We start from the raw sequence: 26,649 nt of genomic DNA on the forward strand, positions 1-26,649 counted from the left end.
CGCGCATCCGCCGTCACGCCCGCGCGACCGTGTCTGTGCCACGCCCGTGGCGACATACCTGACCCGCCGCGCCGTACCCGCGCGGCTACCTGGCCCCTCGACTACCGGGTACCCCTGCACCCGGTATCTGCGCGGGTTGTCGCGCGCTGTCACACCCGTGCGCTCACGCCTGTGTGGTCGGCTCCGCCAGGGACGGCACCGTTGGCGCGCCCGCCGACGATGCGGTGGAGGAGCCCACCGCGGACGGCGCGGTCGACGCCACCGTCGAGGGCGTGGCGCCCGGCGCCGGCAGGCCGCCCGTCGCCGGGCGGGTCACCCGGACGTCGGCGACACCCGGCAGGTTCACCGGTTTCGGGCCGTCGGGAATCGCGGACAGCAGCCGGCGGGTCTGCGCGGCCTCGCTCACCGCCTCCGTCGCGGTCGCGGCGGCCAGCGCCTTCTCGTACGCGGCCCGGCCCTCGGCCGGTTTGCCGCTCGCGACCAGCACGGTACCCAGTGCCCGCCATGCCAGTACCTGGGCGCGGACGTCCTCTGCGCCCACCTCGACCGCGCGCCGGGCCACCGCCAGCGCCTCGGCCGGTCGGCCGGCGTCGAGGAGCGTGCCGGCCAGATGCGCGTACGCCTGGCGACGCGGGAAGAGCAGGGTGGCCGGCTCGCCGGCGGCCAGCGCCGTCTCCAGCAGCTGGATCGCCTCCTGCAGGCGGCCTCTGGCCCGCGCGACCTGGGCGGCCAGCACCTTGGCGCCGAGCTGGGCGTGGGGCTGCAGCTCGAGGCTGTCCAGCGCCCGCATGGCCAGGTCCGCGGCCTGCTCGGCCTCGTTGAGAAGCCCGGCGTCGAGCCGGGTGAGCCCCAGCAGCACCATGGAGAGCGCGCCGACGACGGCATGGCCGCCCTGGTCGGCGGCGGCCTGGGCGTTGTGCAGGTGAGCCGCCCCGCGCTCGGGATCGCCGGCGCCCCGTGCGGCCAGGCCCCTGGCCACGAGGGTGAGCGCGACACCCCAGGTGTCCCCGGTGGCTTCGAACAGCTCCGCCGCCCGCTCGGCCTCGGCCTCGGCCTCGGCGATGTCCCCGAGTTCGGCGGCGGCGACCGCGTCGATCGTCAGGCACACGGCCAGGCCCCACACCTCACCCAGCGACCCGGCCATCTCGATCAGGTCGCGGGCGAGCCGGCGGGCCCGGCTGAGCTGGCCGGACAGCAACCAGACCAGCGCCTCGGTGCCCGCGCACCAGCCCAGCCCGCCGGTGTCGTCGAGCCGTCTGAAGACCTCGGAGGCGTCTCGGAGGTACTCCTGGGCACATGGGTAGTCCCCCCGGGTGGTCGCGCTCCAGGCAAGGTGCTGGAGGGCCCAGCCGACCCCTCTGGGATCGCCGACCCGACGGGCGAGGGCCAGCGCGTCGGTGAACCGCTTCTCGGCGTGGCGCACCCGGCCGGCGGCATATTCCAGCAGGCCGAGCTGGCGCAGGGTGGCGGCGATCACCCGGTCGCTGCCGGCGCGCTGGGCCTCCTCGAGCGCGGTGACGAGCGCGGTCGCGGCCTCGTCGTCCCGGCCCTGCTTGTGCCGCAGATCGCCGAGGATGCGGTACGCCGCCGCCCGCAGCTCGGGGGTGGCGACCCGCAGTGCGGGCCGCAGGACGCGTTCGGCCTCGTCCAGCCGGCGCAGCGACGCCAGGGCCTCGGCGTGCAGCACGACCGCGCCCAGATCGTCGAGTTCGCTCACGACCCCCCGGCCGAGCCGGCGGGCACTGGTGATCAGATCGCTGGCGCTGCGATGGTCGTCGCGGGCGAGCGCCGAGCGGGCGACCCGGACCAGGGCGTGGAACCCGGGCTCCCGCGCCGACCAGGCGGGATCGGTGGGCGCGAGCGCCATCGATGCCGCGAGGTCGTGGGCCCGCTCGGCATGGTGGCCGACGAAGGCCGCGACCTCCGCCTCGGAGCCGCTGAGAAACTCCACCCCCCACTGGGCCGCCGCGGCATGCCGGCGGGCCCGCTCCACCTTGGGCAGGCCGGCGTAGGCGACGTCCCGGGCCATCGGGTGCACGAACGTCCACATCGGCTCCCCGGGATGCGGGGCCCGCAGGAGCTGGCGTTCGGTGAGTGTCGCCAGCGCCCGGTGCACCTGCTCCCCCCGGCGGTCCTCCAGCGCGGGCAGCGCGTCCGCGGGGAACCGGCTGCCGAGCACCGACGCCGAGCGCAGGACGGCCTTCGCGATCGGGTCGAGATCGTCGATACGGGCGGCCAGCACCGACTGCACACCGGCCGGCAGCGTGGTCTCGGGCAGGGATCCCTCAAGTACCCAGCTGCACTGCTGGGTGCCGGCCGGGTGGCGCAGTATCTCCGAGGCCAGGTCCGTGCCCGGGGCGGCGCCGTTCGGCGTGACTCCGGGCACCGGCTCCGTTCCCGCCGCGCCGGTGCCGGTATCTGTGCCAGCTCCGGCGGCTGTTGCGCCGGCCGCGTCGCCGCGGTGCAGGTCACCGCGGTGCAGGATGCCCCGGTCCACCAGCAGGTTCAGCAGTTCGGTGAGGAAGAACGGGTTGCCGTGGACCCGCGCGAGCAGGGCGGCCCGGGCGGTCTCGTCCAGTTCGGCGCCGCCGAGATAGTCGCGCAGCAGGCTGGCCGAGGCGGACTCCGCCAGCGGGGCGAGCGCGAGCGACTCGGCGTTGGGCAGCCCGGCCAGCGACGGGACCTCGCGGTCAAGCATGATCAAAAATACCGGCCCGCGCAGCCTGCTGGCGAAACGCCGCAGCCCCTGCCACAGCGCGGTCGTCGCCCATTCCAGGTCGTCCAGGACGATGACCAGCGGCCCGTCGTTGGACAGGCCGCCAAGCAGCACGGCCACGTCGTCGACGATCGCGTCGACGGCCCGGACGGCGGGATCGTCGGCCGGGTTCTCCCGCCCGGCCGGGTCTCCCGGCGGGATGTCCGGAGCCACCGTCGAGCGGCCCTCCGGCGGCACGCCCAGCAGGGCGAGCAGCTTGTCGGCCACCCCGCCGGGGATGCGGGTGCGTGCCGCCGGATGCTCCAGCCGGCTGACCGTGCGCCGTACCCGTTCGGCGACCCGGTCCGGACTGTCACCCTCCCCGACCCCGCAGGCGGTCCGCACGATGTCCATGAGCGGGGCGAGATCCCGGCCGTCACCGTGGCGGACCGTGCGGCCCCACAGCACCCTCGCGTCCTGCTGCGCGCCCGCCCGGCGGGCCAGTTCCACCGCTATCCGGGTCTTGCCGATGCCGGCCTCACCAGTGATGACGACCGTCCGTGGCTGGCTGTGCGCGACGACGTCCCGGAAGGCGGACTCGAGCACCGCGAGGTCCTGGTCGCGCCCGGTGAACGGCGCGTCGTCGCCGTGCCCGGGCCGGGCGACGTTGGACGGTCGCAGGCTGACCAGCTCGTAGGTGGGGACCGGCTCACGCTTGCCCTTGAGCTTCAGCGGGGCCAGCCGGCGCCAGGTCGCGACCGAGGTCGTGGCGATCATGGTGTCGTGGCCCGCGTACACGGCGCCCACCGCGGCGGCGTCCGACAGCCGGGCGGCGGTGTTCACCGTGTCGCCGATCACCGTGTAGGTCAGCGACGCCTGGACGCCGGCCAGCACCTCCCCGGTGTTGATCCCGACGCGCAGGCCGAGGTGGCGTCCGCCGCCGGCTTCGTCGGTGACGAGGCGGCGGACGGTCTCCTGCATGGCGGCGGCGGCGCGCACGGCTCGTTCCGGGTCGTCCTCGTGCGCGGTCGGCGCGCCGAACACGGCCATGATGCCGTCACCGGTGAGGTTGTCGACCCGGCCGCCGACCTCGGCGACGTCACGGGCCAGGGCGGCGAGCACCCGGTCGGTGACCTCGCCGACCCGTTCGGGATCCAGGTCCTCCGCCCATGCGGTGAAGTCCGAGAGGTCGCCGAACAGGACGGTGACGACCCGGCGCTCGGCGCCCTCGTCGGCGCCCATGCCGTTTTCGGTCTGCAACGGCAGCCCGCAGTGGAAACAGAACCGGCCGCCGGGAACGGCGGGAGTGCCGCAGCGCGGACAGCGCAGCGTTCCACCGAGGGGTGATGTGATCATTGGGGCGCCCTGAAGCCGGAGTCAGGGCCGGGCCATGACGGCTGGCCGGCCCGTCCGGTGTATCGGGCCTGCCGGCACGGCATCCAGGACTGGACCCTTTTGACGTGGTCGGATATATCCGGAGCGTTGCGCACGGGTGGTCGCCTCCCGGCCGCGAGCATAAGCCAACCGTACGAGATCTTCTGTTCGTGCTGATCTTAACGGTTTCCAGGAAGGAAGAGGGCTGTGTGGGATGTCCAGAATCCGGCCTCCTCCCCCGGTCATAAGGTGAAGCGATCATGTTTTTGCGTCGCCGGCGGCCTGCTGGAGGTGAGGCCGAAGACAATGTGATCATGTTTTCGCGTTCGTGAGGTTCCTGCCGTCTACGCGATCATGATTTGTGGATGTGTCGGAAGGCGGCCTATGCGAGCAGGAGCTCGATCGGCGTGGTCCGCAGTTCCCGCCGCTGGTGCAGGTGCTCGATCTGGGCGCGGACGGACATCTCCGCGGCCGGCCACAGGGCGCGGTCGACGTCCGTGTAGATCCGTTGAACGATCTGACGGACCGTGCTGTCGCCGGCGGCGAGGGCCGCCCGTACCTGGTCGAGCCGGACCTCCCGGTGGGCGAGGTACGCCTCCGCGGCGCGGCCTGCGGCCGGCAGATGCGGCCCGTGTCCGGGGAGCACCACGCAGTCACCCAGCTCGCGCAGGCGCCGCAGACTCGTCAGATAGTCGCCGAGCTGCCCGTCGGGGTGCGCCACCACGGTTGTGCCCCGGCCGAGGATCGTGTCGCCGGTGAGAACCGAGCTTCCCGCGGTGGGCGCCGAAATGTCGGTGCTGTCGCTGCCGTCGGTGTCGGCCCGCCGGTCGTCGGCGAGGACGAACGACAGTGAGTCGCTGCTGTGACCGGGGGTGGCCAGCACCCGGATCTCCACCCCGGCGGCAGCGATCACGTCGCCCTCGGTCAGCCCTTCGTCGCCGAGTTGGTGGGCGACATCAAGAGCGCGCACCGGCGCGGAGGTCAGCTCGTGCAGCGGCGCGGCACCCTCGCTGTGATCAATATGACCATGGGTGAGCAGGATGACATCGACCGGCCCGGCCGCGACGATCGCCGAGAGATGGCCGGGGTCGGGCGGGCCGGGGTCGACCACGACGCAGCCGGTGGCGTCCGGGGCGCGCAGGATCCAGGTGTTCGTACCATCCAGGGTCATCGGGCTGGGGTTGGGCGCGAGCAGCAGCGAGGCCAGCAGGGTCACCTGCCGGGGCGCGGGCCGGCCGCCCGCCGCGGGGGTCGTCGCGCGTGGATCGGGCACGCCGTCCGTAACGCTCGTATGCCCCACGGATCACTCACCAGATTCCGAAGCGGACGATGCTCTGTTGCGCAGGTGTCCTGCTGGGTCACCTGCGGGTTGCGTGGACGGCCCACCAGGCTGTCTGCCGACCCGAACTGCCTGTCGACCCGGGCTGTCTGCCGACCCGATCGTCAGATCGGCTACTTCTGTCATAGACAGTAGGTTGTTCGCCCCAGCTCGCGCACCGTGTCAGCGGCGGGGGTCGGCTGTGAGCTGCGTCTCGTCCGGATATCCGCACCTAGGCGCCCTTTAATTGCTATCTGTCGATATTTGGTTACTATTCGAATATATCCACAACTGGACGGCAACTCATGTGCCGCCGCCTGTCCGCGGTTCTCCAACGAACGCTAACTGACGGTGACGACGATCTCCACCTCGACCGGAGCGTTCAGCGGCAGGACGCTCACCCCGACCGCGGACCTGGCATGCCGTCCGGCATCACCGAACACCGCCACGAACAGGTCGCTCGCGCCATTGATCACAGCCGGCTGGCCGGTGAACGCGGGCACGCTCGCGACGAACCCGACGACCTTGACAACACCGGTGATCGCATCCAGGCCGCCGGCCACCGCGGCCGCGGCCGCCAGCGCGTTCAGGGCGGAGATCCGGGCCAGGTCGGCCGCGCGCTCCGCTGGCACCGAGCCGCCGTCGGCGGCCTCGCCGACCGGCCCGGTCGCGGCGAGGACGCCGTCCACCAGTGGGAGCTGTCCTGCCGTCCACACCAGTTCGCCGTGTCGCCGGGCGGGCACGTACGCACCCGCTGGCGACGGGACCGTGGGCAGTGCCAGGCCGAGCGCGGCCAGGCGCCGTGACGGGGTCGCCGCGTCGGCTGTCACGGCGGTCACCGCGCCGATTCGCCCTTGGGGCGCTTGAAGTAGGCGACCAGGCTCTCCGGGTTCGGCCCCGGGACGATCTGGACCAGTTCCCAGCCGTCCGCCCCCCAGTTGTCGAGGATCTGTTTGGTCGCGTGGATCAGCACCGGCGCTGTCGCGTACTCCCAGGTCTGCATGACTTGTGACCATAGTGCGTCGCGGCCGGGGGGCATGCGACAGCCGTCCCCGCGCGCCCCCCGCCGCGCATGCCGAGAACGCACGGAAGACCGGCCTCGCGGGGGGTCCACCTGGAGGGCCCCCAGGCTCGCCTGGGGGCATCCGGAGGGCGTCTGGGAGGTGTTCGCCGGGAGGACGGGGCCGGGCCTGCAACCTACCCGTGCCCGGGCCGGGGTGGGTCTGGCAAGGGGTACGGGCAGGGGCCGCATCGGTGGACACCGCGCCCGCTGCCTGTTCATCGACCGGAACGGCCGGGGCCGGCCGGGTACGGTCGTTGATGTGACGCCGCAGGAGACTCCATCGCGGGACGCCGCGGACGGGCCATGGCACTGCCGCCTGCACGTGGTGAGCGGCAAGGGCGGCACCGGCAAGACGACCGCCGCCGGCGCGCTCGCGGTGGCGCTGGCCACCGGTGGTAGGCGCGTCCTGCTCACCGAGGTCGAGGGACGCCAGCAGATCGCCCAGCTCTTCGACACCCCGCCGCTGCCCTACGCGGAACGCAAGGTCGCGAGCGCTCCTGGTGGCGGGGAGGTCTTCGCGCTCGCCATCGACGCGGAGGAGGCGCTGCTGGAGTACCTGGAGATGTTCTACAACCTCCGCCGCGCGGGCCGGGCGCTGGAGCGGATCGGCGCCGTCGACTTCGCCACCACGATCGCGCCCGGTGTCCGTGACGTCCTGCTCACCGGCAAGGTGAAGGAGGCGGTCAACCGCCCGGACGCGACCCGGCCCGGCGGCAGGGCCTATGACGCGGTGGTTCTCGACGCGCCGCCGACCGGGCGGATCACCCGGTTCCTCAACGTCAGCGCCGAGGTCGCCGGGCTGGCCAGGATGGGCCCGATCCGCACCCAGGCCGACAGTGTGATGGCGGTGATGCGCTCCGAGCAGACGGCTGTGCACCTGGTCACCCTCCTGGAGGAGATGCCGGTCCAGGAGACGGTGGACGGTGTCGCCGAGCTGCGTGCCGCCGGGCTGCGGGTCGGTGGTGTGATCGTGAACATGGTCCGGACGCCGTTGCTCGCCGACGAGGACCTTGCGCGGGCCGGCACGGGCCGGCTGGACGTCGAGGAGCTGGCCGCGGGCGTGAAGGCGGCCGGCATCGCCCCCGCGGCCGGGCTGGTGGACGCCCTGGTGGCGGAGGCCGCCCAGCATGCCCGCCGGGTGGCTCTGGAGAGGGCCGAACGCGGCGAGATCGACGCGTTGGGACGTCCCGTGTACGAGCTGCCCCTGGTCGCCGACGGCGTGGACATCGGCGTGATCTACCAGTTCGCGGAGTTGTTGCGGATGCAATGGATGGTCGGATGAGCAACGGTCGGACGAGCGGGCTCGCAACCGTGGGGGCGCGGGTGCCCCCGTCCGCGTCCACGGTGCCGGTGCTGGACGTCGATGCCATGCTCGGCAGCGAGAAGATCATCGTGTGCTGCGGGTCGGGCGGGGTCGGGAAGACCACGGTCGCCGCCGCGCTCGCGCTGCGCGCGGCCGAGCGGGGACGCCGGACGGTCGTCCTCACGATCGACCCGGCCCGGCGGCTGGCGCAGTCCATGGGCCTGACCGAACTGGACAACAACCCCCGGGAGGTCGTCGGGGTGGACTGTTCCGCCGGTGGTCATCTCGACGCGATGATGCTCGACATGAAGCGGACGTTCGACGAGATCGTCCTTGCGCACGCAACCCCGGAACGCGCCCAGCAGTTACTCGACAACCCCTTCTACCAGTCGTTGTCGTCGTCCTTCGCCGGTACCCAGGAGTACATGGCGATGGAGAAGCTCGGCCAGCTGGACGCGACGGGCGAGTGGGACCTCATCGTCGTCGACACCCCGCCGACCCGGTCGGCCCTGGACTTCCTGGACGCGCCCAACCGCCTGAGCGCCTTTCTCGACGGCCGGCTGCTGCGACTGCTGCTCGCCCCGGCGAAGGCCGGCGGGAAGATGTACCTGAAGGTCGTGAACGTCGGGCTGGGCGTGTTCGGCAGGATACTGACGAAGGTCATCGGCGCGCAGCTGCTCGCCGACGTCAGCCAGTTCGTGGCTGCCCTGGAGACGATGTTCGGGGGGTTCCGGCAGCGCGCCGATCAGACGTACCAGCTGCTGGGCGCGCCCGGGACGTCCTTTGTCGTGGTGGCGGCGCCGGAGGCCGCCGCGTTGCGGGAGGCGTCGTACTTCGTCGACCGGCTCGACGCGGACGGGATGCCGTTGGCGGGCCTGGTCGTCAACCGGGTCCACCCGGTCGGGCCGGCCGCCCGTGGGCTGACCGTGGAACGCAGCCTGGCGGCGGCCGAAATGCTCGGTGAGCATGCCGAACATCCGCTGGCGACGGCGGTGCTGCGCATCCACGCGGAACGGGTAAGGCTGGCCACCCGGGAGCAGCGCCTGCGGGACCGCTTCACCAGCGCGCATCCCGACACACCCCTGGTCGAGGTCGACGCGTTCGCCGGCGATGTTCACGATCTTGACGGCCTGCGCGCCGTCGGCGCCGTACTGGCCGGCGAGGACCTCCCCGAACACGCCCACGACGCCGCCCTGGGGCAGACCGACTAGCGCGCGAGTGGAGCGGTTACGTGGTTTTCGTCTCCTGCCACCCCGCGTCCGCCATGTCGCGGCTCCGCTCGCCGACGCCATGTACCGCCTGGCGTGGTGGGGCTGTCGGCAGTTGGCCGGGCTCGTGGGGGACGCGGGTGCGCGTGGGCAGCGATGTCAGATGTCCCGCGGGGGTTACCGGCTGGCGGCCGAGCCTGCGGGTGCGCGAACAGCTGTGATCGCGCACCCGTCGGGGAGATCGGGCACCTGGGCCCGTCTGATCGTCCGGCCAGCCCGGATCGTCGCTGGCCGCGGCATCGTCGTCGAGTGGTTGTCCCGTTAGTGACGTCGATGTCCGCAATGCCCTGTGTGCGTGTGATGATGAGCCGCGCGGGAGAACCGGACAGCGAATTCGTCAACAAACGACCAACAGGGCACCGGTAGGTGGCCAGTGGGGGACGAGGTGCGGACGGTCCTAACCGGCGGAGGCGGCGCCGTGATGGGCGCGCGCGTCCGCGAGCAGCTTCCGCCACGATGTGACGTCCGGTCGCCTGCGCAGCAGCGCCCGGCGTTCCCGTTCGGTCATACCGCCCCAGACTCCGAACTCCACTCGGTTGTCAAGGGCGTCAGCGAGGCACTCGGTGCGGACGAGGCATCCGAAGCACCGGGTCTTCACCCGGTTCTGCGCCGCTCCCTGGACGAAGAGGTCGTCCGGGTCCAGGTCACGACAGGCCGCGTTCGCGGTCCAGTCGCCGTCGACGGTCGAGCCGATCAACTGTGTCGAGCTGGCACGTCGGGCGGCGCTGGTGCGGGTTGCCAGGCTGCTGGTCATGCCACCTGCCTTTCTTCTCGAGACCGGGTCAGGGGGCCCGTGCGGGTGGTGACGTGGCTTCGCCCGAAACCGTATGGAGCGTCTCCGCCACGGCACAGACCCCACACGGGTGGTTGTCTAAATGACCCGTCCGGGCCATTGATCCGAATGACGACAGTGGCGCTATCTGTAACCAGATCATGTCGTGTGCGTGACATTCGTATGTCCGTTCCGTGCGGTCGTAGGCTGGTGTGGGAGGTACGGCCGAGCGGCCGTGCGAGGGGGCCGTTTGGAGGTTCCCGAACGTGACCAGCGCGACAGGGTCGGGCCACGGGTCCCCGCGGCCGCCCGCCAGTTCCGGCCGTGCCGGCTACGGCAAAGGCGTCGCGTCGGGCGCCGGCCCAATGCCGGACGGTCCACATCGTGGCTATCCGCGAGCATGGACGGCGGCCGAATGGATCGGGCAGGCCATGGTCATCAGCGGGCTCGCGGGCCTCCTGCTCGCGCTGGTCCTGTTGCCGGTCGTGGCGCTTGCGGGCCTCACGGTGAAGGGCAGCGCCGACGCCTTCCTCGACCTGCCGGCGAACCTCACCGTCCCACCGCTGCCGCAGGCGTCCCGCATCCTGGATGCCAAGGGCAACGTCATCGGATATCTGCGCGGTGAGCAGGACCGGCAGATCATCCCCCTCGACCGCATTCCGACGGTACTGCGCCAGGCGGTCATAGACATCGAGGACTCCCGCTTCTACGAGCACACCGGACTCGACTACCGGGGGCTGCTGCGGGCCTATGTCTCCAACCAGGAGTCCGGGGCGGTCACGCAAGGCGGATCCACTCTCACTCAGCAGTACGTGAAGAACGTCCTCCTGCAGGCCGCGACGTCCAGGGAGGAAAAAGAGGCCGCGACCGAGCAGACCGTCAGACGTAAGCTCCGGGAAGCACGCTACGCACTTTACCTCGAGGAGCACCTGAGCAAGGACCAGATTCTTGAAAGGTATCTGAACATAGCCTACTTCGGGGACGGCGCCTACGGCGTGGAAACCGCGGCGAAACACTATTTCAACGTCGAGGTCGACCAGCTCACCCTCCCGCAGGCGGCGATGCTGGCCGGTCTGGTCAAGAATCCGACCGCCTACAACCCGGTGCTGCACCCGCAGGCGGCGATGTCGCGACGGGACGTCGTCCTGGAGCGCATGCACGAACTCGGCCACATCAGCGACGAGCAGCTGCGACAGATTCGGGGGACCCCGGTGGTGCTCAACCGCCCACCGCAGGCTGCGGACCCCTGCCAGCTGTCGTCGGTGCCGTTCTTCTGCGCCTACGTCCGCCGCACGCTGCTCGCCGACGAGCGTTTCGGGGCGGCCCAGGCGGACCGGGAACGGCTGCTGTTCGAGGGCGGCCTGACGATCCGGACCACACTCGACCCGGTCGCCCAGGCCGCCGCGCAGAACGCGGCGAACGCCGTCGTGCCGCCCGGCAACCGGGTGGCGGTGGGGGTGGCAATGCTCCAGCCGGGCACCGGGAACGTGCTGGCGCTGGCGGTGAACCGGGAGTACGGCCCGTCCGCGGACGGCCAGCCGCCGGAGCGGACCACCGACTTCGTACACACCAAGCAGATAATTCCGCTGGAGGAGGCCTCGTTCTCACCGGGATCCACCTTCAAGGTGTTCACACTTGCCGCGGCTCTGGAAAAAGGACTGCCGCTGAACACCACGTACTATTCCCCGGCGTGCTACCACTCGGATGTCTTCCACAATCCGGACATCGACGACAACGGGCGCCAGAGCCAGGGGGACTGCTACGGCAACGCCGACCCGAACGAGGCCGGCTTATATTCCATGACCACGGCGACCTGGGACTCGGTCAACACCTACTACATCCAGCTCGCGGAGAAGGTCGGGCTGCGGAACACCGCTGAGATGGCACGTCGGCTGGGGGTGTCCTCCTGCCGGGTGCAGGACCAGTCCGAGTCCCTGCGCTGCCCCGGCGGCGGCATCGGGCCGGTCGACGGAGCGGCTGTGCTCGGCACCAACGAGATCTCCACCATGGATCTGGCGACCGCCTACGCCACGCTGGCCAACCACGGTGTCCGGTGCGATCCGCGACCCTTTGAATCGATCACCCAGCGGGTCGGCAGCACCGACCGGCCGGTGCCCTACAGCACGCCCGAGCCGTGCCGCCAGGTGCTCGGGACGCAGATCGCGGACACGGTCACCTCGGTCCTCGAAGGTGTCATCCTGCACGGGACCGGGGCCCCCAACGCGCAGATCGGCCGGCCGGCCGCGGGCAAGACCGGCACCGCCGAGGGGTTCAGCACCGCGTCGTTCGCCGGTTACATCCCCCAGCTGGCCACCGCCGTGACCCTCGCCGACCCGCGCTCACCCACGACATATCCGTTGCGCAACGTCCTGGGCAACCAGGTCGTCTACGGTGGTGGCCTGCCCGCCCAGGTGTGGGCGAGGGCGATGCGCGGCACCGCCGACGGACTCGGGCTGCCAGTCGCGCCGATGCCGTCCCCGGACGGCACCCAGCCCAACCCGGCGAAGAAGACGCTGCCGGACGTCGTCGGCCTGGACCTGCCCCTGGCACAGCAGCGGCTGGCCTCCCAGGGCTTCCGGGTGACGGTGCAGGAGATCTGGAGCCCGTTCTCGAAGGGGACGGTGCTGGCGATGAATCCCGGCGGCAATCAGGAGGTGGACGAGGGCTCGGAGGTCGTGCTGATGGTCTCCCAGGGCTTCGTCCTGCGGTCCGCCGAGTCCGACGAGGGTGGGACGCCCACCCGGTTCGGCGACGGAAGAAGGTCCGATCCCGGCACCGCGGGGTCCGGGCGGGCTCGGGGCAGTGGCAGGTCCGGAGCGGGCTGACGGGCCTGCCAGCTCCCGCCGGCCGCCGGCGGATCGTCCCGTCCGCCGTCCCCTGGTCGCGGGTCGACCGGTCATGCCCCGACAGGCCGTGTGCCGCCCGATCGGGCGTACCGATGGGCCGTGCTCACGCCTGGGCGGGCGGGGAGGAAGCCAGCCGGGCGCGGACCAGGGCGGAGACGCGGGCCCCGTCCGCACGCCCGGCCACCTCGGGCTGGACCGCCTTCATCGCGGCGCCCATGGCCTTCGGCCCGGCCAGGCCGTGCTCGGCGATCACTTTGTCGATGATCGCGGCGAGTTCGTCGTCGCCAAGCTGCTGAGGGAGGTAGGCGGCCAGGATCTCACCCTCGTCGTTTTCCTTGCTGGCCTGTTCCGCGCGGCCCGCCGCGGCGAAGGCGTCGGCGGCCTCCCGTCGCTTGCGGACCTCCCGGGTGAGCACCTTCCGCACCTCGGCGTCGGACAGTTCGCGGGCGCTTTTGCCGGCGACCTCCTCGTCCTTCAGCGCCGCCAGCGCCATCCGCAGGGTGGACGTCCGCAGCGCGTCCCGCGCCTTCATCGCCGTGGTGAGATCTGCCCGCAGACGATCCTTGAGTTCGCTCACACGGGTGACCTTAGTTGACCTGGCCGGCCGCCGGCCGCCAGCCGCTGGACCGGTCCAGCGGACGTCGGGGCGGATGTCCACTGGGTCACGACGCACGCGACGCGCCCCGCGAGCCGCCCACCATGGCGCAACCTGGGCCACACTTGTCCGATGACGAGTGGGCGACGGTTGCAACAGTCACCTTCACGGGCGTGGGGACGCCCCGTCGGGCGGGCGGCCACCGGGCTCGGCGCGGCAGGAGCCCTTGCCGTGGCATATGCCGCCGGCTATGAGCGCACCGCCTACACCCTGCGTCGTGTGGTGCTGCCGATGCTCGCGCGGGACGCGCAGCCGCTGCGCATCCTGCACATCTCCGACCTGCACATAACCCCGAACCAGAAGCGCAAGCTGGCGTGGATCGGGGATCTCGCCCGCCTGGTGCCCGACCTGGTGGCGCTGACCGGTGACGTCCTGGCACACCCGGACGCGGACGAGCCGACGCTGCTGGCGCTGTCGTCCCTGTTCGGCTTCCCGGGGGTTTTCGTGCCGGGCAACAACGACTACTACGTGCCGACGCTGAAGAGCCCGCACCGCTACCTGCTGCCCGGGGACGTCCCCACCCCGAAGGGGGCTCCGCTGGACTGGGCCGGTTTCGCCAAGAGCCTGGCCGCCGCCAGCGGCTGGCTGGACCTGACCAACACCCGGACGGTGCTGCGCGTCGCCGGGCTGCGGATCGACGTCCGCGGCGTCGACGACGCCAGACTCAGGCGGGACGATCTCTCCGCGGTGCTCGGCCCGCGCGACGGCGACGCCGACCTGCTGCTGGGGCTGTCGCACACCCCGGAGCCCCGGGTGCTGGACGCCTACACCGCGGACGGGGTGGCGTTGACGCTCTCCGGCCACACGCACGGCGGGCAGATCCGGGTGCCGTTCGTCGGGGCGCTGGTCGCCAACTGTGGCCTCGACCGCGGCCGGGTCCGCGGCCTGTCCCGTTACGAGGCCGGTGGACGCTCGTCGTGGCTGCACGTCTCCGCGGGCCTCGGGACGTCCCCGTTCGCACCGGTCCGGTTCGCCTGCCGGCCGGAGGCCACCCTGATCACCCTCGCGCCGGCCGCGTGGACCTGACGCCTCGCGCGGACCTGGCGCCGTGGCCCCTGGATGTGAGCACCGTCGCGGACTCCGCGCCGGTGGCGGGGGCTGGAGCCGCTCCCCGTGGACCTGTCCGGTCACCCGTGCCGAGAGTGGCCGGCGGATCAGGTAGAATTCCGGATCAGGTAAGCTTTGCAGTGGTCGCGGGGTGTGGCGCAGCTTGGTAGCGCGCTTCGTTCGGGACGAAGAGGTCGTGGGTTCGAATCCCGCCACCCCGACCCAGGTCAGGGGCATGATTCGGAGCTTTTCCGTCATGCCCCTGATGCATGTACAGCGCCGATGTACAGCAGCCGGCTCTACCGATCAGGACCTCCGCCCAGCCGGTTCAGAGCCTTCACGCGATCGAACATCCGTCAGGCGCGGCCGAATATCCGTCAGGCGCGGCTCAGTCGTCGGGGTCGTCCGGGTCGACGAAGGTGTCCCAGTAGGCTCGGTCCTCCTCGAAGTCCGCGATTTCCACTATCAGCCCGGTTGGCCGGGCGACAAGGACCGCGTAGAAGACGATCGGCCCGAACACTCCGCTCGGCTCAAGGATCACCAGCCGAGCCGCGCCACTCATTGTCGAGGGCAGAGCGTCCCAGTTGTTCGCGAAGGCGAACCTCGCTGACCGCACCGGTAAAGCCATGAACTCGTGGAACGTCGGCCCCGAGTAGCGCGTGCTTCGGCTGTCCGGGTAGGTGGCCTGAGCGGTGGCGAGGAAGTCGGCTCCGTAGGTGACCGTGTGTCTGGTCACGGGGCAGGGCGCTCCCGGCGAGCGTACTCTTCGCCGATCTGCCGCAACCGGTCCATCATTCGAGGCGATGGCTGTGGCTGATGCTGTGGCAGGAGCGCTGCCACGTAGGGGATGTCCTCGCCGTCGTTGACAAGCTGCCAGCCGGGCTCGCGGTGGGACCGTTCGCTGGCGTCCGCGTTGGTGTGGCCTCGGAGCAGGTTGACGGCGTCCTGGACGGCTTTCAGCTCGGTAGCGCTGAACAGCTCCCGGCGGGCTGGCCGGGTCGGCCGGAGCCGATGTTGCTCGTAGCCGAGGACTCTCTCTTTGATCAGCACCGCGTCGCCGTTGTCGATCAGATGGTCCCGAATCGCTCGGAGATGGCGCGGCGCGGGTCCTCGTTCGAGCTTGCGGTACCGCACGCCTGTGATCGGAAGCCCGGTCTCGCGGACGTGGGCGAACTCGGCGAAGTACAAAACCTTGTTGGCCTTGGTGGCACCTCCGTAGGGATCATCGGCCAGCTCCTCGGCGACCAGGAGCAGCAACTCCGCGAACTTGGCCTCGTCTGGCTGTACGTCGAGGTCGTCGCGCAGGAGGCTCTCCGTGACGATGCGGTCGTGTTCGTCCATGACGTCGGGCCTCCCTCCTCACGGCCGTCTTCCTCACGGCCATGCAACCGTACCGGCGGCGCCGCAAGCATGGCGTAACGGCGCGTCCGCCGGAAGAGTTCGTATCTGCCCGCATTCTAGTCGAACCTTTGTTCGCCTCCAAGTCGTTGACCTGGATCGGAGCGCGGACTCCGCGTGTTCACTCGTATCACTCTCCATGGTCAATATTTGAACAATTATTACGGTGGGTGGCGGTAGTCGCGTCAGGCGGATACCGGCGTGCTCCCGGTCACGGAGCTTCCCGGCACCGGGTGCCCGCGCGCAGCGGCAGCCCGGGCCGAAGACCGGGGCCCGGGCCTGCCTCCCTACCTGTTGCCTACCTGTTGCCTACCTGTTGGACGCCGTGTGGACGCCTGCGCGGCTTTGCCGCCGACGTCGGCGGCGGGAGCCCCAGGTTGCCGTGCAGCGTCCTCGACTCGTACTCGGTGCGGAACAGGCCGCGGCGCCGCAGCTCCGGGACGAGCTGGTCGACGATCAGCCCCAGCCCGTCGGGGAAGAAGTCGAAGTTGAGGTTGAAGCCATCCGCGGCACGGCCTGTGAAGAACCGTTCGATGTCGTCCGCGATCTGCTCCGGCGTGCCGACGACCGGTGCCCACTGCCGATGCGGTAGGTGGACGAGACGGTCGCGACCAGCCCGACATGTGTGGTGGCCTGGGCGATCGCCGTCAGCGTCACGAACGGGTCGTAGGCGTTCCACGGCCGCCTGAAGTCCTGCTCCGAGAACCCCAGGGTCTCGGCGAGGAACACGGCGTCGAGCCGGCCACGCTCGGCGATTCGGCCCAGCCGCTCCCAGGCGGCCAGGTCCAGGAAGCCGAGCGGCTGGTTCGCCGCCCGCCACCCGGCGTCGTGCCGTCCCAGGCCGTTGGAGTTGACGTTCAGGTGCAGCCGCGGGCGCTCATGCGGGGGTCCTCGCCGGCCCGACCGGGGCGGAGTCGCGTAGCTGCACCCGGTGCACGATCCGCGGCGCTGCCGGGTCGTTGTCCTCGACGCGCCGGTGCCGCACCGCCCGGTTGTCCCACAGGACGAGGTCGCCCCTGCGCCAGCGGTACTGGATCACGTTCTCCAGCCGGGCGCCGCGGTCGTACAGCAGTGCCAGCAGTGCCGCGCTCTCCACCGGCTCGAGGCCCTTGATGTGGCGGGTCAGCAGCGGATTGACGAAGAGGTCCTTTCGCCCGGTTTCGGGGTGGACGGCGACGACCGGGTGCTCGACCTCGGCCGCGTTGACCGTCTGCCCCTCCCAGTGCACCTCGCGGGGCTCGTTGCCGATGCCGTGCACGGCGTCCGGCCCGTCGACGAACCGCCGCAGCGGCTCGCTGAGCGACTCGTATGCGGCCTGGGCTGACGCGAAGGCGGTGCTGCCGCCAGACCGGAGGCAGTTCGACGATGTTGAGCACCGCGCCCGCGGGGGGTGTGGGGACGAAGGTGACGTCGGCGTGCCAGACGTCGTTGACCGCGACGTAGCCGCCGTTCCTGCTCTCCTCGGAGAAGCGGCTGCTGTCGAAGGCAACGACCAGGCTGTGCCGCTCGTCGATGGGTGGGAGGGTCGAACTGCCGGCGGTCAGCTCGCCGAAGTTGGCGGCGAACGCGGTCTGCTCGTCCGGGCTGAGGTGCTGCCCGGGGAAGAAGAGGACCTGATGGTCCAGCCATGCCTGGCGGAGCATGGCGGCCGTCGCCGCGTCGAGCGGCCGCTTCAGGTCGACTCCGGTGATCTCGGCGCCGAAGTTGACGTTCAACAGTCTGATCGTCGGCTGAACCACGGATCCACGGATGCTGTCACGGTCATGTCAGTGCCTTTGCTGTCGATGCCCTTGTTTCCGATGCCCTTGCTGTCGGTGTCAGGTGTGCTGTCGGTGTCAGACGGGTCTCGGGTCGCCGGCCCGGATGAACACGGCGTCGAACGTCCCGCGTTCCGCACCCGCGCGATGCGCCGGAAGAAGTCGATGTTCACGAACAGTGTCGGGTCGTCCTGGGCCCGCCAGCCGCCGGCGTGCCGGCCGCTCCCGGTGACGTTGACATTCAGGTGCAGTTCGCGTGCCATCGCCTGTTCCCTTCTGGCTGCCGGCATGCCGCTGGCCGGCCCGAATCCGCACCATTCGCATGGCTGTGGCTCCACCGGGTGAAAACCGGCGCCCGGGCGGTCGGCGCTTTCGCGGGCGGAGATTCTGTGGGCCGGCTCGCACATCGTGTCCCGGGAGCGGGCCTGCACGGCACGGCGTCAGCGGAGCCCGCGGCACCATGTACGAAGAGCAACGATTCGGGGATTTCCGGGGTGGCGGACGGTGACACGTTCGTTGGTGAAACCGGCTGTGTGGAAGAGTGCGTCCTGGGCCGTCGTGGCTGGTGCCGGCTGAGCCCTGACTGCCTTGTGGCACGGGCGGCTGGTGATCCAGCTGGTGATCCGGCTGGTGATCGAGGTGGGGGAACCGAGTTGACCGCAGCCGCGGGATCGCGGGTGGAGCGCTTCGAGGCGTTGCTGACCTCCGCCGGGAGCGAACTGCTCGACCGGCTTGCCAGTGGAGCTGGCGGAGGCGCGGGAACCGGCGGGGCCGGCGCGGCGGTCGGCCCACGACAGGCGTTACGTCTCGGGACGCGGCTGCGCGCCGAGTATCCGACGGATCTCGTGGTCGAGGCGCTGGGCCAGCACGAGCTGCGGGCGGCGGCCGGGTCGAAGTTCAGCCGGGCGATGGAGATGTTCTTCACCCGTGCCGGCCTGGAACAGGCGTCGCCGCAGGCCGTGGCCGAGCACACGGCTTCGCGGTACGCGGCCGGGGACATCGTCGCCGACCTGTGCTGCGGTATCGGCGGGGACATGCTCGCGCTCGCCAGGCAGCACCAGGTGATCGCCGTGGACGTCGACCCGCTTCATCTGCGTGTCGCGCGGGCCAACGCCGACGTCCTGGGCGTCGGGGGCAACGTGACGACCGTTCTCTCCGACGTCCGCGACGTCGGCCTGGCAGGGGCGGCCGCGGTGTTCGTCGACCCGGCCCGGCGTGCCGGCCAACGGCGGCTGCGTACCGGTGACAGCGAGCCACCGCTGTCCTGGTGCCTGGAGCTCGCCGGACGTGTCGCGAAGGTGGGGATCAAGGCCGCTCCAGGCCTCCCACGCGAGGCCGCGCCCGCCGGCTGGGAGCTGGAGTTCATTGCCGTGGGCAGGGACCTCAAGGAGGCGGTGGCCTGGTCCCCGGCGCTGGCCACCACGGGCACCCGCGCGACCCTCCTGCCCGGCGGGCACACGCTCACCTCCACACCGGCTGGTCAGGGGGCATCCGGCGTGGAGGCCCCGGTACCGGTGCGGGCACCGGGCGAATACCTTCTCGACCCGAATCCGGCTGTCACCCGCGCCGGGCTCGTCGCGGAGCTGGCCCGGGAACTCGGCGCCTGGAAGATCGACGGAAGAATCGCGTTCCTGTCGGCGGACGCGCCGATACGTACGCCGTTCGGCCGCTCGTTGCGCGTCATCGATTCCGCGCCGTGGAACCAGAAGCAGTTGCCCGCCCGCCTGCGCGCGCTGGACATCAGGTCGGTCGACATCCGGCGGCGCGGTCTGGCGGGTGACGTCGACGAGTTGCGTAAACGCCTGAAGCTCTCCGGTACCCGCCGGGCCACTCTCGTCATGACCCGTGTCGACAATCGCCCCTGGGGTCTGCTCTGCCTCGCCGACGAATGACGGCGATCAGTACCGCCCCATGCGAGGGAACCGCCTCTCACGACGGATCCGGACAGCCGATGTGACCGGGGCGGGCCGCTCCGGGGCCGTCGGCGTTCTTATGGTTTTCTGGCGATGCCGGCCCAGACGGGCATCGGGGTGGTGTCGGCCCCGGGTTCGGGGCGCCACTGTGTGGTCGGTACCAGGCCTGGTTCCAGCAGTTCCAGGCCGTCGAAGAACCGTAGGACCTGCTCGTGCGAGCGAAAAGTCACCTTCTCGGCCATCGAGGTGTTCATACGCGTCGAGGCCATGCGCACCTCCTCAGCGACGATGTCGCTGGCCGGATGGGAAAGTATCAGGTGGCTGCCGGGGGGGATGGCGTTCAGCAGGGTGGTGACGATTTCGTAGGGGTTGTCCTCATCGGTGACGCAGTGCAGGATCGCGACCAGCATGAGTCCTACTGGTTGGGTGAGGTCGAGGGTGGTGGCGGCTTTTTTCAGGATGATGTCGGGGTTGCGGAGGTCGGCTTCGATGTAGGTGGTGGTGCCCTGGGGGGAGCTGGTGAGGAGTGCTTTGGCGTGGACGAGGACGATGGGGTCGTTGTCGACGTAGACGACGCGGGTGGTGGGGGCGGCTCGTTGGGCGACTTCGTGGGTGTTGTTGGCGGATGGTAAGCCGGTGCCGATGTCGAGGAACTGGCGGATGCCGGCTTCGGCGGCGAGGTGGTGTACGGATCGGCCCAGGAACGCGCGGTTCGCCAGCACGCTGACGGGGGTGATGGGCAGGGCCGCCAGCACTTCTTCGGCCACCTTGCGGTCGGCGGCATAGTTGTTCCTGCCGCCGAGCCAGTAGTCGTAGATCCGGGCGATGTGTGGCACGTCCGGGTTGAGGTTGGCGGGTGGCTGTTCCTCGTCCGCTGCGTCAAGTCCCATGTCAGATCCTTTCGTCCGGCGACCGCTGCACCGGGTCTCAGCCCAGGAGATCCTCGTAGACTGTCGCCGCTAATGTGTGTGGTATAGGTGGCGGAGTTTGGTGCGGGCGTCATCGGTGGTGAAGTGCCAGTTGACTTGGCGCTGGTTGGCGTTGACGGCTGTCTGCCAGGCGTCGAGTTCGGTGTTCAGGACGTCGAGGGTGTCGATGCGGCGGTCGAGGCATTGGCGGGTCAGGGCGGCGAGTTCGATTTCGGCGATGTTGAGCCAGGAGCCGTGTTTGGGGGTGTGGTGGATCTCGAGTCGTTGCGCGAGTGCGAACGCGACGGCCGGGTCGAAGGCCTCGTAGAGCGAGGAGATGTCGTGGGTGTTGAGGTTGTCCATGACCAGCACGACCCGTTCGGCGTCGGGGTAGTCGAGGGTGAGCAGGCGCCTGACGTGGTGTGCCCAGTCGATCCTGGTGCGCCGTGGGGTGGCCTGGACGCGGCGCCAGCCGGCGAGTGGCTCGACCCAGCAGAAGATCGAGCAGGTTCCGTGGCGCACGTACTCGGAGTCCTCGCGCCGGTCACGCCCTGGCGTGGCGGGGATCGGGTCGCGGGCGTGGGCCAACAGCTGGTAGGGCTTCTCGTCCATGCACACCACGGGCACGCCCGGGTTGTGGGGCCGGGCGTAGACCGCCAGAACGTCTTCCATCCGCGCGGCGAACTGCGCGTTCGCCCTCGGTGGGATGGTCCAGCACTTCCTCAGATGAGGACGCAACCTCGTTTTTTTAAGACCCGGCCGATGGTGGAATGGTCCAGGTCCGGGATGTCGGCGACCAGCGCGACGTGCTTTTCCAACAGCCGCAGCGACCAGCGTGCATAACCAGCCGGTGGCTGCGAGCATGCCAGCGCGATCAGTCTGGCCTCAACCTCGCCGGTCACCGGGGAAGGCACCGGGGGAAGCTCCCGTGCCTTCCGACCGATCGTGGCCCCCACATCCCCACCGGTCTCGGTGAACCGCTTCGCGACCAGCCGCAGCGTCTCACCCGAGACCCCGACCCGGACCACGAGTTCTTCTTGGGAGGCAACCGGGCCGACCGAGGTGTCCAACGCGAGCAGGACCCGCGCCCGCCGGATCATCGACGCCGGATGAACCCCCGTCGAGGTCACCCGAACCAACTCGTCACGATCAGCCTCGGTCAAGGTGACCGGCCACTTCTTCTGCGAACCCACGACACAGTCCTGACCGGCAGAGGGACGGGGAGACCTGCCAGACCCAACCCTCTCACCCAGACACAAGACACACCAGAACTAAGCAGCGACAGTCTACTAGTTACGTTGGCCAGTGCCTTGGTGGGAGCGAGATAGAGCGCGCGAGCGGGCGGTTCGGCCAGCAGGACGCTGAGCACCGGCATGAGGTATCCCAGCGACTTACCCGACGCCGTGCCTGTCGCGAGCACCACGCTGCGGCCGGCGTGAGCATGTTCGGTGGCACGCGCCTGGTGTGTCCACGGTGCGTCGATACCGGCGGCGCGCAGCCGGGAGACGAGTACGGGATCCGCCCAGGCGGGCCAGGGCGCCCGGCTGCCGGCTCTGGCGGGGACACGCTGCACATGTGTGATGCAACAGCTACGACGGGCGTCTGTCCGCAGCCGGTCGAGAACAGCCGCACCACGATCCGGCGCACCCGGCTCTGGTGCGCTGGCCCGGACCGAGGTTGTACCCACGGTGGCCCAGCGTAGGCGAGGATGCCGGACGGATGCCCTGGTCCCCGCAGGATTCGCCCGCCTCCAACGGGCGGTCGCGGGGTGCGGCGGCCGGCGGGGCACGAACCGGGCGCCACCGGGGCCGTGGCTACGAACCCCTGCGGCGCATGGGTAGCCTGCTGCGTCGCGGCGAGCCGGATTGATCCGGGCGTGGGAGGGTAGTGCCGCCGTGATGTCGGCCGTCCGGCCGGACGGCTGTGAAGCAGACGCAAGGAGGACCTGTGGACCTGTCCCTCACTACCCGCACGGAAGGGGACTTCACGATCGTCGTCGTAGGCGGCGAGATTGACGTCTACACCGCCCCGAAGCTGCGGGAACAACTGATCGATCTCGTATCAGGCGGTTCGTACCATCTCGTCGTCGACATGGAAGGGGTCGAGTTCCTCGACTCGACCGGCCTCGGGGTACTTGTCGGCGGCCTCAAGCGAGTCCGGGCGCACGAGGGGACGCTGCGGCTCGTCTGCACCCAGGAACGGATACTGAAAATCTTCCGGATCACCGGTCTGACGAAGGTCTTCCCGATCCACGCGTCCGTCGAAGAAGCACTCGCAGCCAAGGACTGAAGGACCAAAGGCAGCGCGATCGTGATTCTTTCGCGCCCAGGGCTCCTGCCGTATCCGAGGTTCCCACCGGATCGGCGCGGAGGGCCTGGAAGCCGATCCGGAGGATCCGACAGGCTCAGGCCCGCGGGTCGCCGGGTGGTCAGTTCCATCGAGAGACAGGTCATCGACGTATGTCCACCGTCGAGTTGCGCTTCGCGGCTCTTCCCGGACACGTCCGAACGGCCCGGATGATCGCAGCCGCGGTCAGCCGGCGTTCGGGCGTGCCGGAGGAGATCCTTGACGAGATCAAACTTGCGGTCGGCGAGGCATGTGCCCGAGCCGTCAGCGTCAACCGCCGGTTCGACCCACAGGCTCCCGTGATCGTCCGGGTCAGTGACGGCGATGGTGCGTTCACGGTGTCGGTGGCCGACCGCGGGCCGCGGGAACGCGATGTTCCACCCACAAGACGCGACGTCTCGCCCCTGAACGGCCGTGGACGGGCCGACACGCCCGGATCACCCGACGGCTGTCGCACGCTGACCAACGCCGCTTCCCCTTCCCCCTCCCTCTCCCCACCCACCGTCGCCGGGCCGGCGGCAGCCGAGCCGATGGTTACCGACCCGCTGGCTGCCCAGTCGCTGGCCGCCCAGCCGGTCGTCGCCGAGCCCATGGTTGTCAGCCCGGTCGCATCCGGAAACGGCATCTGGCGGCCGGACGAGGAGGAGCCGTGCTCCCCGACAGTCCCGGGACTCGGTCTCGCCCTGATCGAAGGCCTGGTCGACGACTTCACCATCACCACGCGGACCGACCGGACCGGCATGATCGTCACTATGCGCTGGGCGACGGAGCCGTTGGAGGGGAAACCAGCCGCACCGGTCATGGCTCTCTAGACAGCACGCTGGCGCCGATGCCGTCCCGGTCGCCCCGGCGGCGGCCGCACGCGGGCCATCGCAGCCGGCACGTCGCCGCTGACGCGTCGGTACCGAACACGTCGGCCGCCGCGTCAACACCGATGTGTCGACACCTGTACGCCAGCCCGGGCAGGACGACACGGACGGAATGGGCCGAAAGCCGGCCATCGAGATGAACAAGGACACCGAGCATCCACGGTAAATCCCTCAAAGCGCAATTTTTACCGGACCTTGTCTACGAAAGAACGAGCGCATGTTACGGCCGTGTGGATAGACTGCCGCATCACTCGGTCGATCAGACCGCGTGCGCGATGTCTGGAGTGCTCCCCGTGGTACCGAACGGAGAATCGGGAGAACGCGGGCCAACGCGTTGGTCGCCGCACGATGGCGCGACGGCGGGACGGGCGGTAGCCCGGATCCGTCCCAGCCGGCAGTCATGCCGGCGTCGCACCCGCTTCGCCGGCCCGCGCCGACTCGACGTCCTCCCATGCCGCAGCGGCAACCTCGACGACGTCGTCAGATGCGATGTCCGGCCGTACTCGCCCACCGGCTCCCACAACCGGCACGGGGTGGACGCGGAGGGTGCACAGACCTGACCGGGAGGGCCCATGGTCCTGATCCAAGCCGCGGCGGGTACGAATCCCGGCGGCGCTGCCATCGAACTTGGCGCAGGTCAGATCGGGTTGGTCGCTGGGGTGGCGGCCGTTGCGGCGCTGGCGCTGGTGGTGGCCGGCTATCTGGTCCGCGAGGTGCTCGCGGCCGACCAGGGAAGCCCACGAATGGTCGAGGTCGCCCGCGCCGTCCAGGAAGGAGCCGCAGCCTACCTACGCCGGCAGTTCACCACGGTGGCCGGTTTCGTGCTCGTGATCCCGTTCGTTCTGCTGCTGCTGCCCGCGGAGTCCACCGCCTCCCGGGTCGGCCGGTCGCTCTTCTTCGTCCTCGGAGCCGTCTTCTCCGCGCTGGTGGGCTTCGTCGGCATGTCGCTGGCCACCCGGGCGAACTCCCGGACCGCGGCCGCGGCCATCCGGGTCGGGGAACGCGCCGCCATACGGATCGCCTTCCGCACCGGGGGTGTGGTGGGAATGTTCACCGTCGGCCTGGGCCTGCTCGGCGCGGCGGTCGTGGTACTCGCCTTCCGGGACACGGCCCCGCAGGTCCTGGAGGGGTTCGGGTTCGGCGCTGCGCTGCTTGCGATGTTCATGCGAGTCGGCGGCGGCATCTTCACCAAGGCCGCGGACGTCGGCGCCGACCTCGTCGGCAAGATCGAACAGGGTATTCCCGAGGACGATCCGCGCAATGCGGCCACCATCGCCGACAACGTCGGGGACAATGTCGGCGACTGCGCCGGGATGGCCGCGGACCTGTTCGAGTCCTATGCCGTGACGCTGGTGGCCGCGCTGATCCTCGGTGTGAAGGCGTTCGGCGAGAACGGGCTGATCTTCCCGCTGCTGATCCCGGCCGTCGGTGTGCTCACCGCGATCGTCGGTATTCTCTCGGTCGCGCCGCGCGCCGGTGACCGCAACGGCATGGCAGCGATCAACCGGGGGTTCTTCCTGTCCGCGGTGATCTCCGCCATCGGAGTCGTCATCGTCTCGCTCGTCTACCTTCCCAGCAGTTTCTCCGGATTCCCCGGGATGGCGGACAGTACCCAGAGCGGTGACCCACGGTTCATCGCGATCACCGCGGTTCTGATCGGCATCGTGCTGGCCGCGGCGATCCAGCTGCTCACCGGCTACTTCACCGAGACCAGCCGCAGACCGGTCCAGGACATCGTGAAAGCGTCCACCACCGGCCCCGCAACCAACATCCTCTCCGGCATCGGGGTCGGCCTGGAATCGGCTGTCTACTCGGCGTTGCTCATCAGCGCGGCCGTCTTCGGCGCCTACCTGCTCGGGTCCGGGAGCGTCACCGTCGCGCTGTTCGCCGTGGCGCTGGCCGGCACCGGTCTGCTGACGACGGTCGGCGTCATCGTCTCGATGGACACTTTCGGGCCGGTCAGCGACAACGCCCAGGGCATCGCCGAGATGTCCGGCGACACCGGAACGACCGACGTGGCAGGCGGTGCGGAAACGACCGGCGCCAAGACCGGGGCCGCGATCCTCACCTCCCTCGACGCCGTCGGGAACACCACCAAGGCGATCACGAAGGGTATCGCGATCGCCACCGCGGTGCTGGCCGCCACCGCCCTGTTCGGGTCGTTCACGGACGCGGTGAACGAGGCGCTCGTCGACGCCGGCCGAACCGTGGCATCGTCGCGCACGCTCGACATCGCCTATCCCGACGCCCTGATCGGGCTGGTCATCGGCGCGGCGGTCGTGTTCCTGTTCTCCGGGCTCGCGATCAACGCGGTCGGTCGCGCCGCCGGTCGGGTCGTGCTCGAGGTACGCAACCAGTTCCGGACGAAGCCCGGCATCATGGACGGGACGGAACGACCCGACTACGGCGCCGTCGTCGACATCTGCACCCGTGACTCACTGCGGGAACTGATCACTCCGGGGACGCTGGCGGTTCTCGCCCCGATCGCGGTCGGTTTCGGGCTGGGCTACCCGCCGCTGGGCGCCTACCTTGCCGGAGCGATCGCCGGCGGCGTCCTCATGGCGGTCTTCCTCGCCAACTCCGGTGGCGCCTGGGACAACGCGAAGAAACTCGTCGAGGACGGCAACTACGGCGGCAAAGGGTCGGACACGCATGCGGCGACCGTCATCGGGGACACCGTCGGTGACCCCTTCAAGGACACCGCCGGGCCGTCGATCAACCCTTTGATCAAGGTGATGAACCTGGTCAGCCTCTTGATCGCGCCTTCGGTGGTGAAGTACTCGGTCGGTGACGACGAAAACACACCGCTACGGATAGCGATAGCGCTGGTGGCCGTCGCGGCGATCATCGCCGTGATCGTCTACTCCAAGCGGCGGGCCTCCGCGCTCACCGTCGCGCCTCCGGTAGCCGAACAGCGCCCGGCCGGCAGGACGAAGGCCGGCGTGTGACAGCGCTGCCGATGACCGGTCGCCCTGCCGCTGCCCGTCCGGACCCGGGCAGGCGGGCTCGGCTGCCCGGGCAGAAGCCGTTCACGAGGAGACCCGGAAGGAGCGCCGGAAGGAACAAATAGCATCAGCGATCCCTTTCGCTCTACGGTGACAGCGTCGGCATGCCGAC

The 26,649-nt window shown here is 70.2% G+C and carries 21 protein-coding genes, 1 tRNA gene and 2 pseudogenes; 9 read left to right on the forward strand and 15 right to left on the reverse strand.

The genetic code is table 11. From position 1 onward, the window contains the following. Window positions 1-163 precede the first annotated feature (163 nt). The 4 genes from FSYMDG_RS21240 to FSYMDG_RS25440 all read right to left on the reverse strand — a co-directional run bounded on the left by FSYMDG_RS21240 (window position 164) and on the right by FSYMDG_RS25440 (window position 6,390). Complete coding sequence (locus FSYMDG_RS21240) at window positions 164-4,051, reverse strand: tetratricopeptide repeat protein (protein ID WP_013875435.1); 3,888 nt, start codon at window positions 4,049-4,051, stop codon at window positions 164-166. A gap of 400 nt (window positions 4,052-4,451) precedes the next feature. Continuing rightward, entirely contained in the window at window positions 4,452-5,342 is an 891-nt protein-coding gene (locus FSYMDG_RS21245; protein ID WP_050803617.1) for an MBL fold metallo-hydrolase, read from the reverse strand. Window positions 5,343-5,728: 386 nt separating this feature from the next. Then, window positions 5,729-6,226, reverse strand: coding sequence for a RidA family protein (locus FSYMDG_RS21250; RefSeq protein WP_013875437.1), 498 nt, complete (start codon window positions 6,224-6,226; stop codon window positions 5,729-5,731). Next, window positions 6,223-6,390 carry a DUF4177 domain-containing protein gene (locus FSYMDG_RS25440; RefSeq protein WP_085948571.1) on the reverse strand — a complete coding sequence of 56 codons (168 nt, stop codon included), beginning with the start codon at window positions 6,388-6,390 and terminating at the stop codon, window positions 6,223-6,225. The genes FSYMDG_RS21250 and FSYMDG_RS25440 overlap by 4 nt, the downstream gene beginning before the upstream one ends. A 319-nt stretch (window positions 6,391-6,709) precedes the next feature. Here FSYMDG_RS25440 and FSYMDG_RS21255 point away from each other — a divergent pair, with 319 nt between their 5' ends. Then, a complete protein-coding gene (locus FSYMDG_RS21255; protein ID WP_193353080.1) occupies window positions 6,710-7,732 on the forward strand; it encodes an ArsA family ATPase in 1,023 nt (340 codons plus the stop codon). Continuing rightward, on the forward strand, window positions 7,729-8,964 hold the full coding sequence (locus tag FSYMDG_RS21260; protein WP_013875440.1) for an ArsA family ATPase: 1,236 nt from the start codon (window positions 7,729-7,731) through the stop codon (window positions 8,962-8,964). Before FSYMDG_RS21255 ends, FSYMDG_RS21260 begins: the two co-directional genes overlap by 4 nt. Window positions 8,965-9,418: 454 nt before the next feature. Here FSYMDG_RS21260 and FSYMDG_RS21265 read toward each other — a convergent pair whose 3' ends face one another. Next, window positions 9,419-9,775: a WhiB family transcriptional regulator gene (locus tag FSYMDG_RS21265; protein ID WP_013875441.1), complete on the reverse strand. Its 357-nt coding sequence runs from the start codon at window positions 9,773-9,775 to the stop codon at window positions 9,419-9,421. 449 nt (window positions 9,776-10,224) lie between these two features. On the opposite strand from FSYMDG_RS21265, the gene FSYMDG_RS21270 reads away from it, so the two are divergent. Further along, complete coding sequence (locus FSYMDG_RS21270) at window positions 10,225-12,618, forward strand: transglycosylase domain-containing protein (RefSeq protein WP_237702906.1); 2,394 nt, start codon at window positions 10,225-10,227, stop codon at window positions 12,616-12,618. Between the two features lie 124 nt (window positions 12,619-12,742). On the opposite strand, the gene FSYMDG_RS21275 is transcribed toward FSYMDG_RS21270, so the two are convergent. Next, on the reverse strand, window positions 12,743-13,216 hold the full coding sequence (locus FSYMDG_RS21275; protein ID WP_013875443.1) for a GatB/YqeY domain-containing protein: 474 nt from the start codon (window positions 13,214-13,216) through the stop codon (window positions 12,743-12,745). Between the two features lie 150 nt (window positions 13,217-13,366). On the opposite strand from FSYMDG_RS21275, the gene FSYMDG_RS21280 reads away from it, so the two are divergent. After that, complete coding sequence (locus FSYMDG_RS21280; protein WP_050803618.1) at window positions 13,367-14,320, forward strand: metallophosphoesterase; 954 nt, start codon at window positions 13,367-13,369, stop codon at window positions 14,318-14,320. Window positions 14,321-14,488: 168 nt separating this feature from the next. Then, window positions 14,489-14,562 (forward strand) — tRNA-Pro (locus FSYMDG_RS21285). Between the two features lie 167 nt (window positions 14,563-14,729). Here the strand turns inward: FSYMDG_RS21285 and FSYMDG_RS21290 are convergent. The 5 genes and pseudogenes from FSYMDG_RS21290 to FSYMDG_RS30205 form a co-directional block, all read right to left on the reverse strand. Continuing rightward, window positions 14,730-15,077 carry a hypothetical protein gene (locus tag FSYMDG_RS21290; protein ID WP_013875445.1) on the reverse strand — a complete coding sequence of 116 codons (348 nt, stop codon included), beginning with the start codon at window positions 15,075-15,077 and terminating at the stop codon, window positions 14,730-14,732. Further along, window positions 15,074-15,682 (reverse strand): Panacea domain-containing protein, encoded by a 609-nt coding sequence (locus FSYMDG_RS21295; RefSeq protein WP_013875446.1) that lies wholly within the window; start codon window positions 15,680-15,682, stop codon window positions 15,074-15,076. Before FSYMDG_RS21295 ends, FSYMDG_RS21290 begins: the two co-directional genes overlap by 4 nt. Window positions 15,683-16,037: 355 nt before the next feature. Further along, window positions 16,038-16,307: pseudogene (locus FSYMDG_RS21300) on the reverse strand (hypothetical protein); the annotation flags it as partial. Window positions 16,308-16,616: 309 nt separating this feature from the next. Then, on the reverse strand, window positions 16,617-17,228 hold the full coding sequence (locus tag FSYMDG_RS25035) for a TauD/TfdA dioxygenase family protein (protein ID WP_083828385.1): 612 nt from the start codon (window positions 17,226-17,228) through the stop codon (window positions 16,617-16,619). After that, window positions 17,149-17,478, reverse strand: a pseudogene (locus FSYMDG_RS30205) (TauD/TfdA dioxygenase family protein); the annotation flags it as partial. The gene FSYMDG_RS25035 and the pseudogene FSYMDG_RS30205, both read right to left, overlap by 80 nt. 671 nt (window positions 17,479-18,149) lie before the next feature. On the opposite strand from FSYMDG_RS30205, the gene FSYMDG_RS21315 reads away from it, so the two are divergent. Continuing rightward, entirely contained in the window at window positions 18,150-19,388 is a 1,239-nt protein-coding gene (locus FSYMDG_RS21315; RefSeq protein ID WP_131772931.1) for a class I SAM-dependent methyltransferase, read from the forward strand. A gap of 98 nt (window positions 19,389-19,486) precedes the next feature. On the opposite strand, the gene FSYMDG_RS21320 is transcribed toward FSYMDG_RS21315, so the two are convergent. The 4 genes from FSYMDG_RS21320 to FSYMDG_RS30210 form a co-directional block, all read right to left on the reverse strand. After that, window positions 19,487-20,299, reverse strand: a complete 813-nt coding sequence (locus FSYMDG_RS21320; protein ID WP_013875448.1) for an SAM-dependent methyltransferase — start codon at window positions 20,297-20,299, stop codon at window positions 19,487-19,489. A gap of 69 nt (window positions 20,300-20,368) precedes the next feature. Beyond that, window positions 20,369-21,055, reverse strand: coding sequence for an IS630 family transposase (locus FSYMDG_RS28980; RefSeq protein ID WP_237702723.1), 687 nt, complete (start codon window positions 21,053-21,055; stop codon window positions 20,369-20,371). Beyond that, window positions 21,040-21,510: a helix-turn-helix domain-containing protein gene (locus FSYMDG_RS28985; protein ID WP_043602714.1), complete on the reverse strand. Its 471-nt coding sequence runs from the start codon at window positions 21,508-21,510 to the stop codon at window positions 21,040-21,042. Before FSYMDG_RS28985 ends, FSYMDG_RS28980 begins: the two co-directional genes overlap by 16 nt. Then, window positions 21,477-22,106: a DEAD/DEAH box helicase gene (locus tag FSYMDG_RS30210; RefSeq protein ID WP_432763260.1), complete on the reverse strand. Its 630-nt coding sequence runs from the start codon at window positions 22,104-22,106 to the stop codon at window positions 21,477-21,479. The genes FSYMDG_RS28985 and FSYMDG_RS30210 overlap by 34 nt, the downstream gene beginning before the upstream one ends. A 158-nt stretch (window positions 22,107-22,264) precedes the next feature. Between FSYMDG_RS30210 and FSYMDG_RS21335 the strand changes: the two genes are divergently transcribed. From FSYMDG_RS21335 to FSYMDG_RS21345, 3 genes are all read left to right on the forward strand, one after another. Beyond that, on the forward strand, window positions 22,265-22,606 hold the full coding sequence (locus FSYMDG_RS21335) for an STAS domain-containing protein (protein WP_013875449.1): 342 nt from the start codon (window positions 22,265-22,267) through the stop codon (window positions 22,604-22,606). 170 nt (window positions 22,607-22,776) lie between these two features. Continuing rightward, complete coding sequence (locus tag FSYMDG_RS29350; protein ID WP_013875450.1) at window positions 22,777-23,475, forward strand: ATP-binding protein; 699 nt, start codon at window positions 22,777-22,779, stop codon at window positions 23,473-23,475. A 629-nt stretch (window positions 23,476-24,104) separates the two neighbouring features. Then, entirely contained in the window at window positions 24,105-26,480 is a 2,376-nt protein-coding gene (locus tag FSYMDG_RS21345; RefSeq protein ID WP_013875452.1) for a sodium-translocating pyrophosphatase, read from the forward strand. Window positions 26,481-26,649: the final 169 nt, after the last annotated feature.

This window comes from Candidatus Protofrankia datiscae (assembly GCF_000177615.2).
GTDB classification, from domain to species: Bacteria; Actinomycetota; Actinomycetes; order Frankiales; family Frankiaceae; genus Protofrankia; species Protofrankia coriariae.

Coding starts and splice junctions, on each gene's coding strand:
- FSYMDG_RS21320 (WP_013875448.1), bottom strand. CDS start 20,299: ATGGGACTTGACGCAGCGGACGAGGAACAGCCACCCGCCAACCTCAAC.
- FSYMDG_RS21240 (WP_013875435.1), bottom strand. CDS start 4,051: ATGATCACATCACCCCTCGGTGGAACGCTGCGCTGTCCGCGCTGCGGC.
- FSYMDG_RS21345 (WP_013875452.1), top strand. CDS start 24,105: ATGGTCCTGATCCAAGCCGCGGCGGGTACGAATCCCGGCGGCGCTGCC.
- FSYMDG_RS21280 (WP_050803618.1), top strand. CDS start 13,367: ATGACGAGTGGGCGACGGTTGCAACAGTCACCTTCACGGGCGTGGGGA.
- FSYMDG_RS21270 (WP_237702906.1), top strand. CDS start 10,225: ATGGTCATCAGCGGGCTCGCGGGCCTCCTGCTCGCGCTGGTCCTGTTG.
- FSYMDG_RS21260 (WP_013875440.1), top strand. CDS start 7,729: ATGAGCAACGGTCGGACGAGCGGGCTCGCAACCGTGGGGGCGCGGGTG.
- FSYMDG_RS21295 (WP_013875446.1), bottom strand. CDS start 15,682: ATGGACGAACACGACCGCATCGTCACGGAGAGCCTCCTGCGCGACGAC.
- FSYMDG_RS25440 (WP_085948571.1), bottom strand. CDS start 6,390: ATGCAGACCTGGGAGTACGCGACAGCGCCGGTGCTGATCCACGCGACC.
- FSYMDG_RS29350 (WP_013875450.1), top strand. CDS start 22,777: ATGTCCACCGTCGAGTTGCGCTTCGCGGCTCTTCCCGGACACGTCCGA.
- FSYMDG_RS21265 (WP_013875441.1), bottom strand. CDS start 9,775: ATGACCAGCAGCCTGGCAACCCGCACCAGCGCCGCCCGACGTGCCAGC.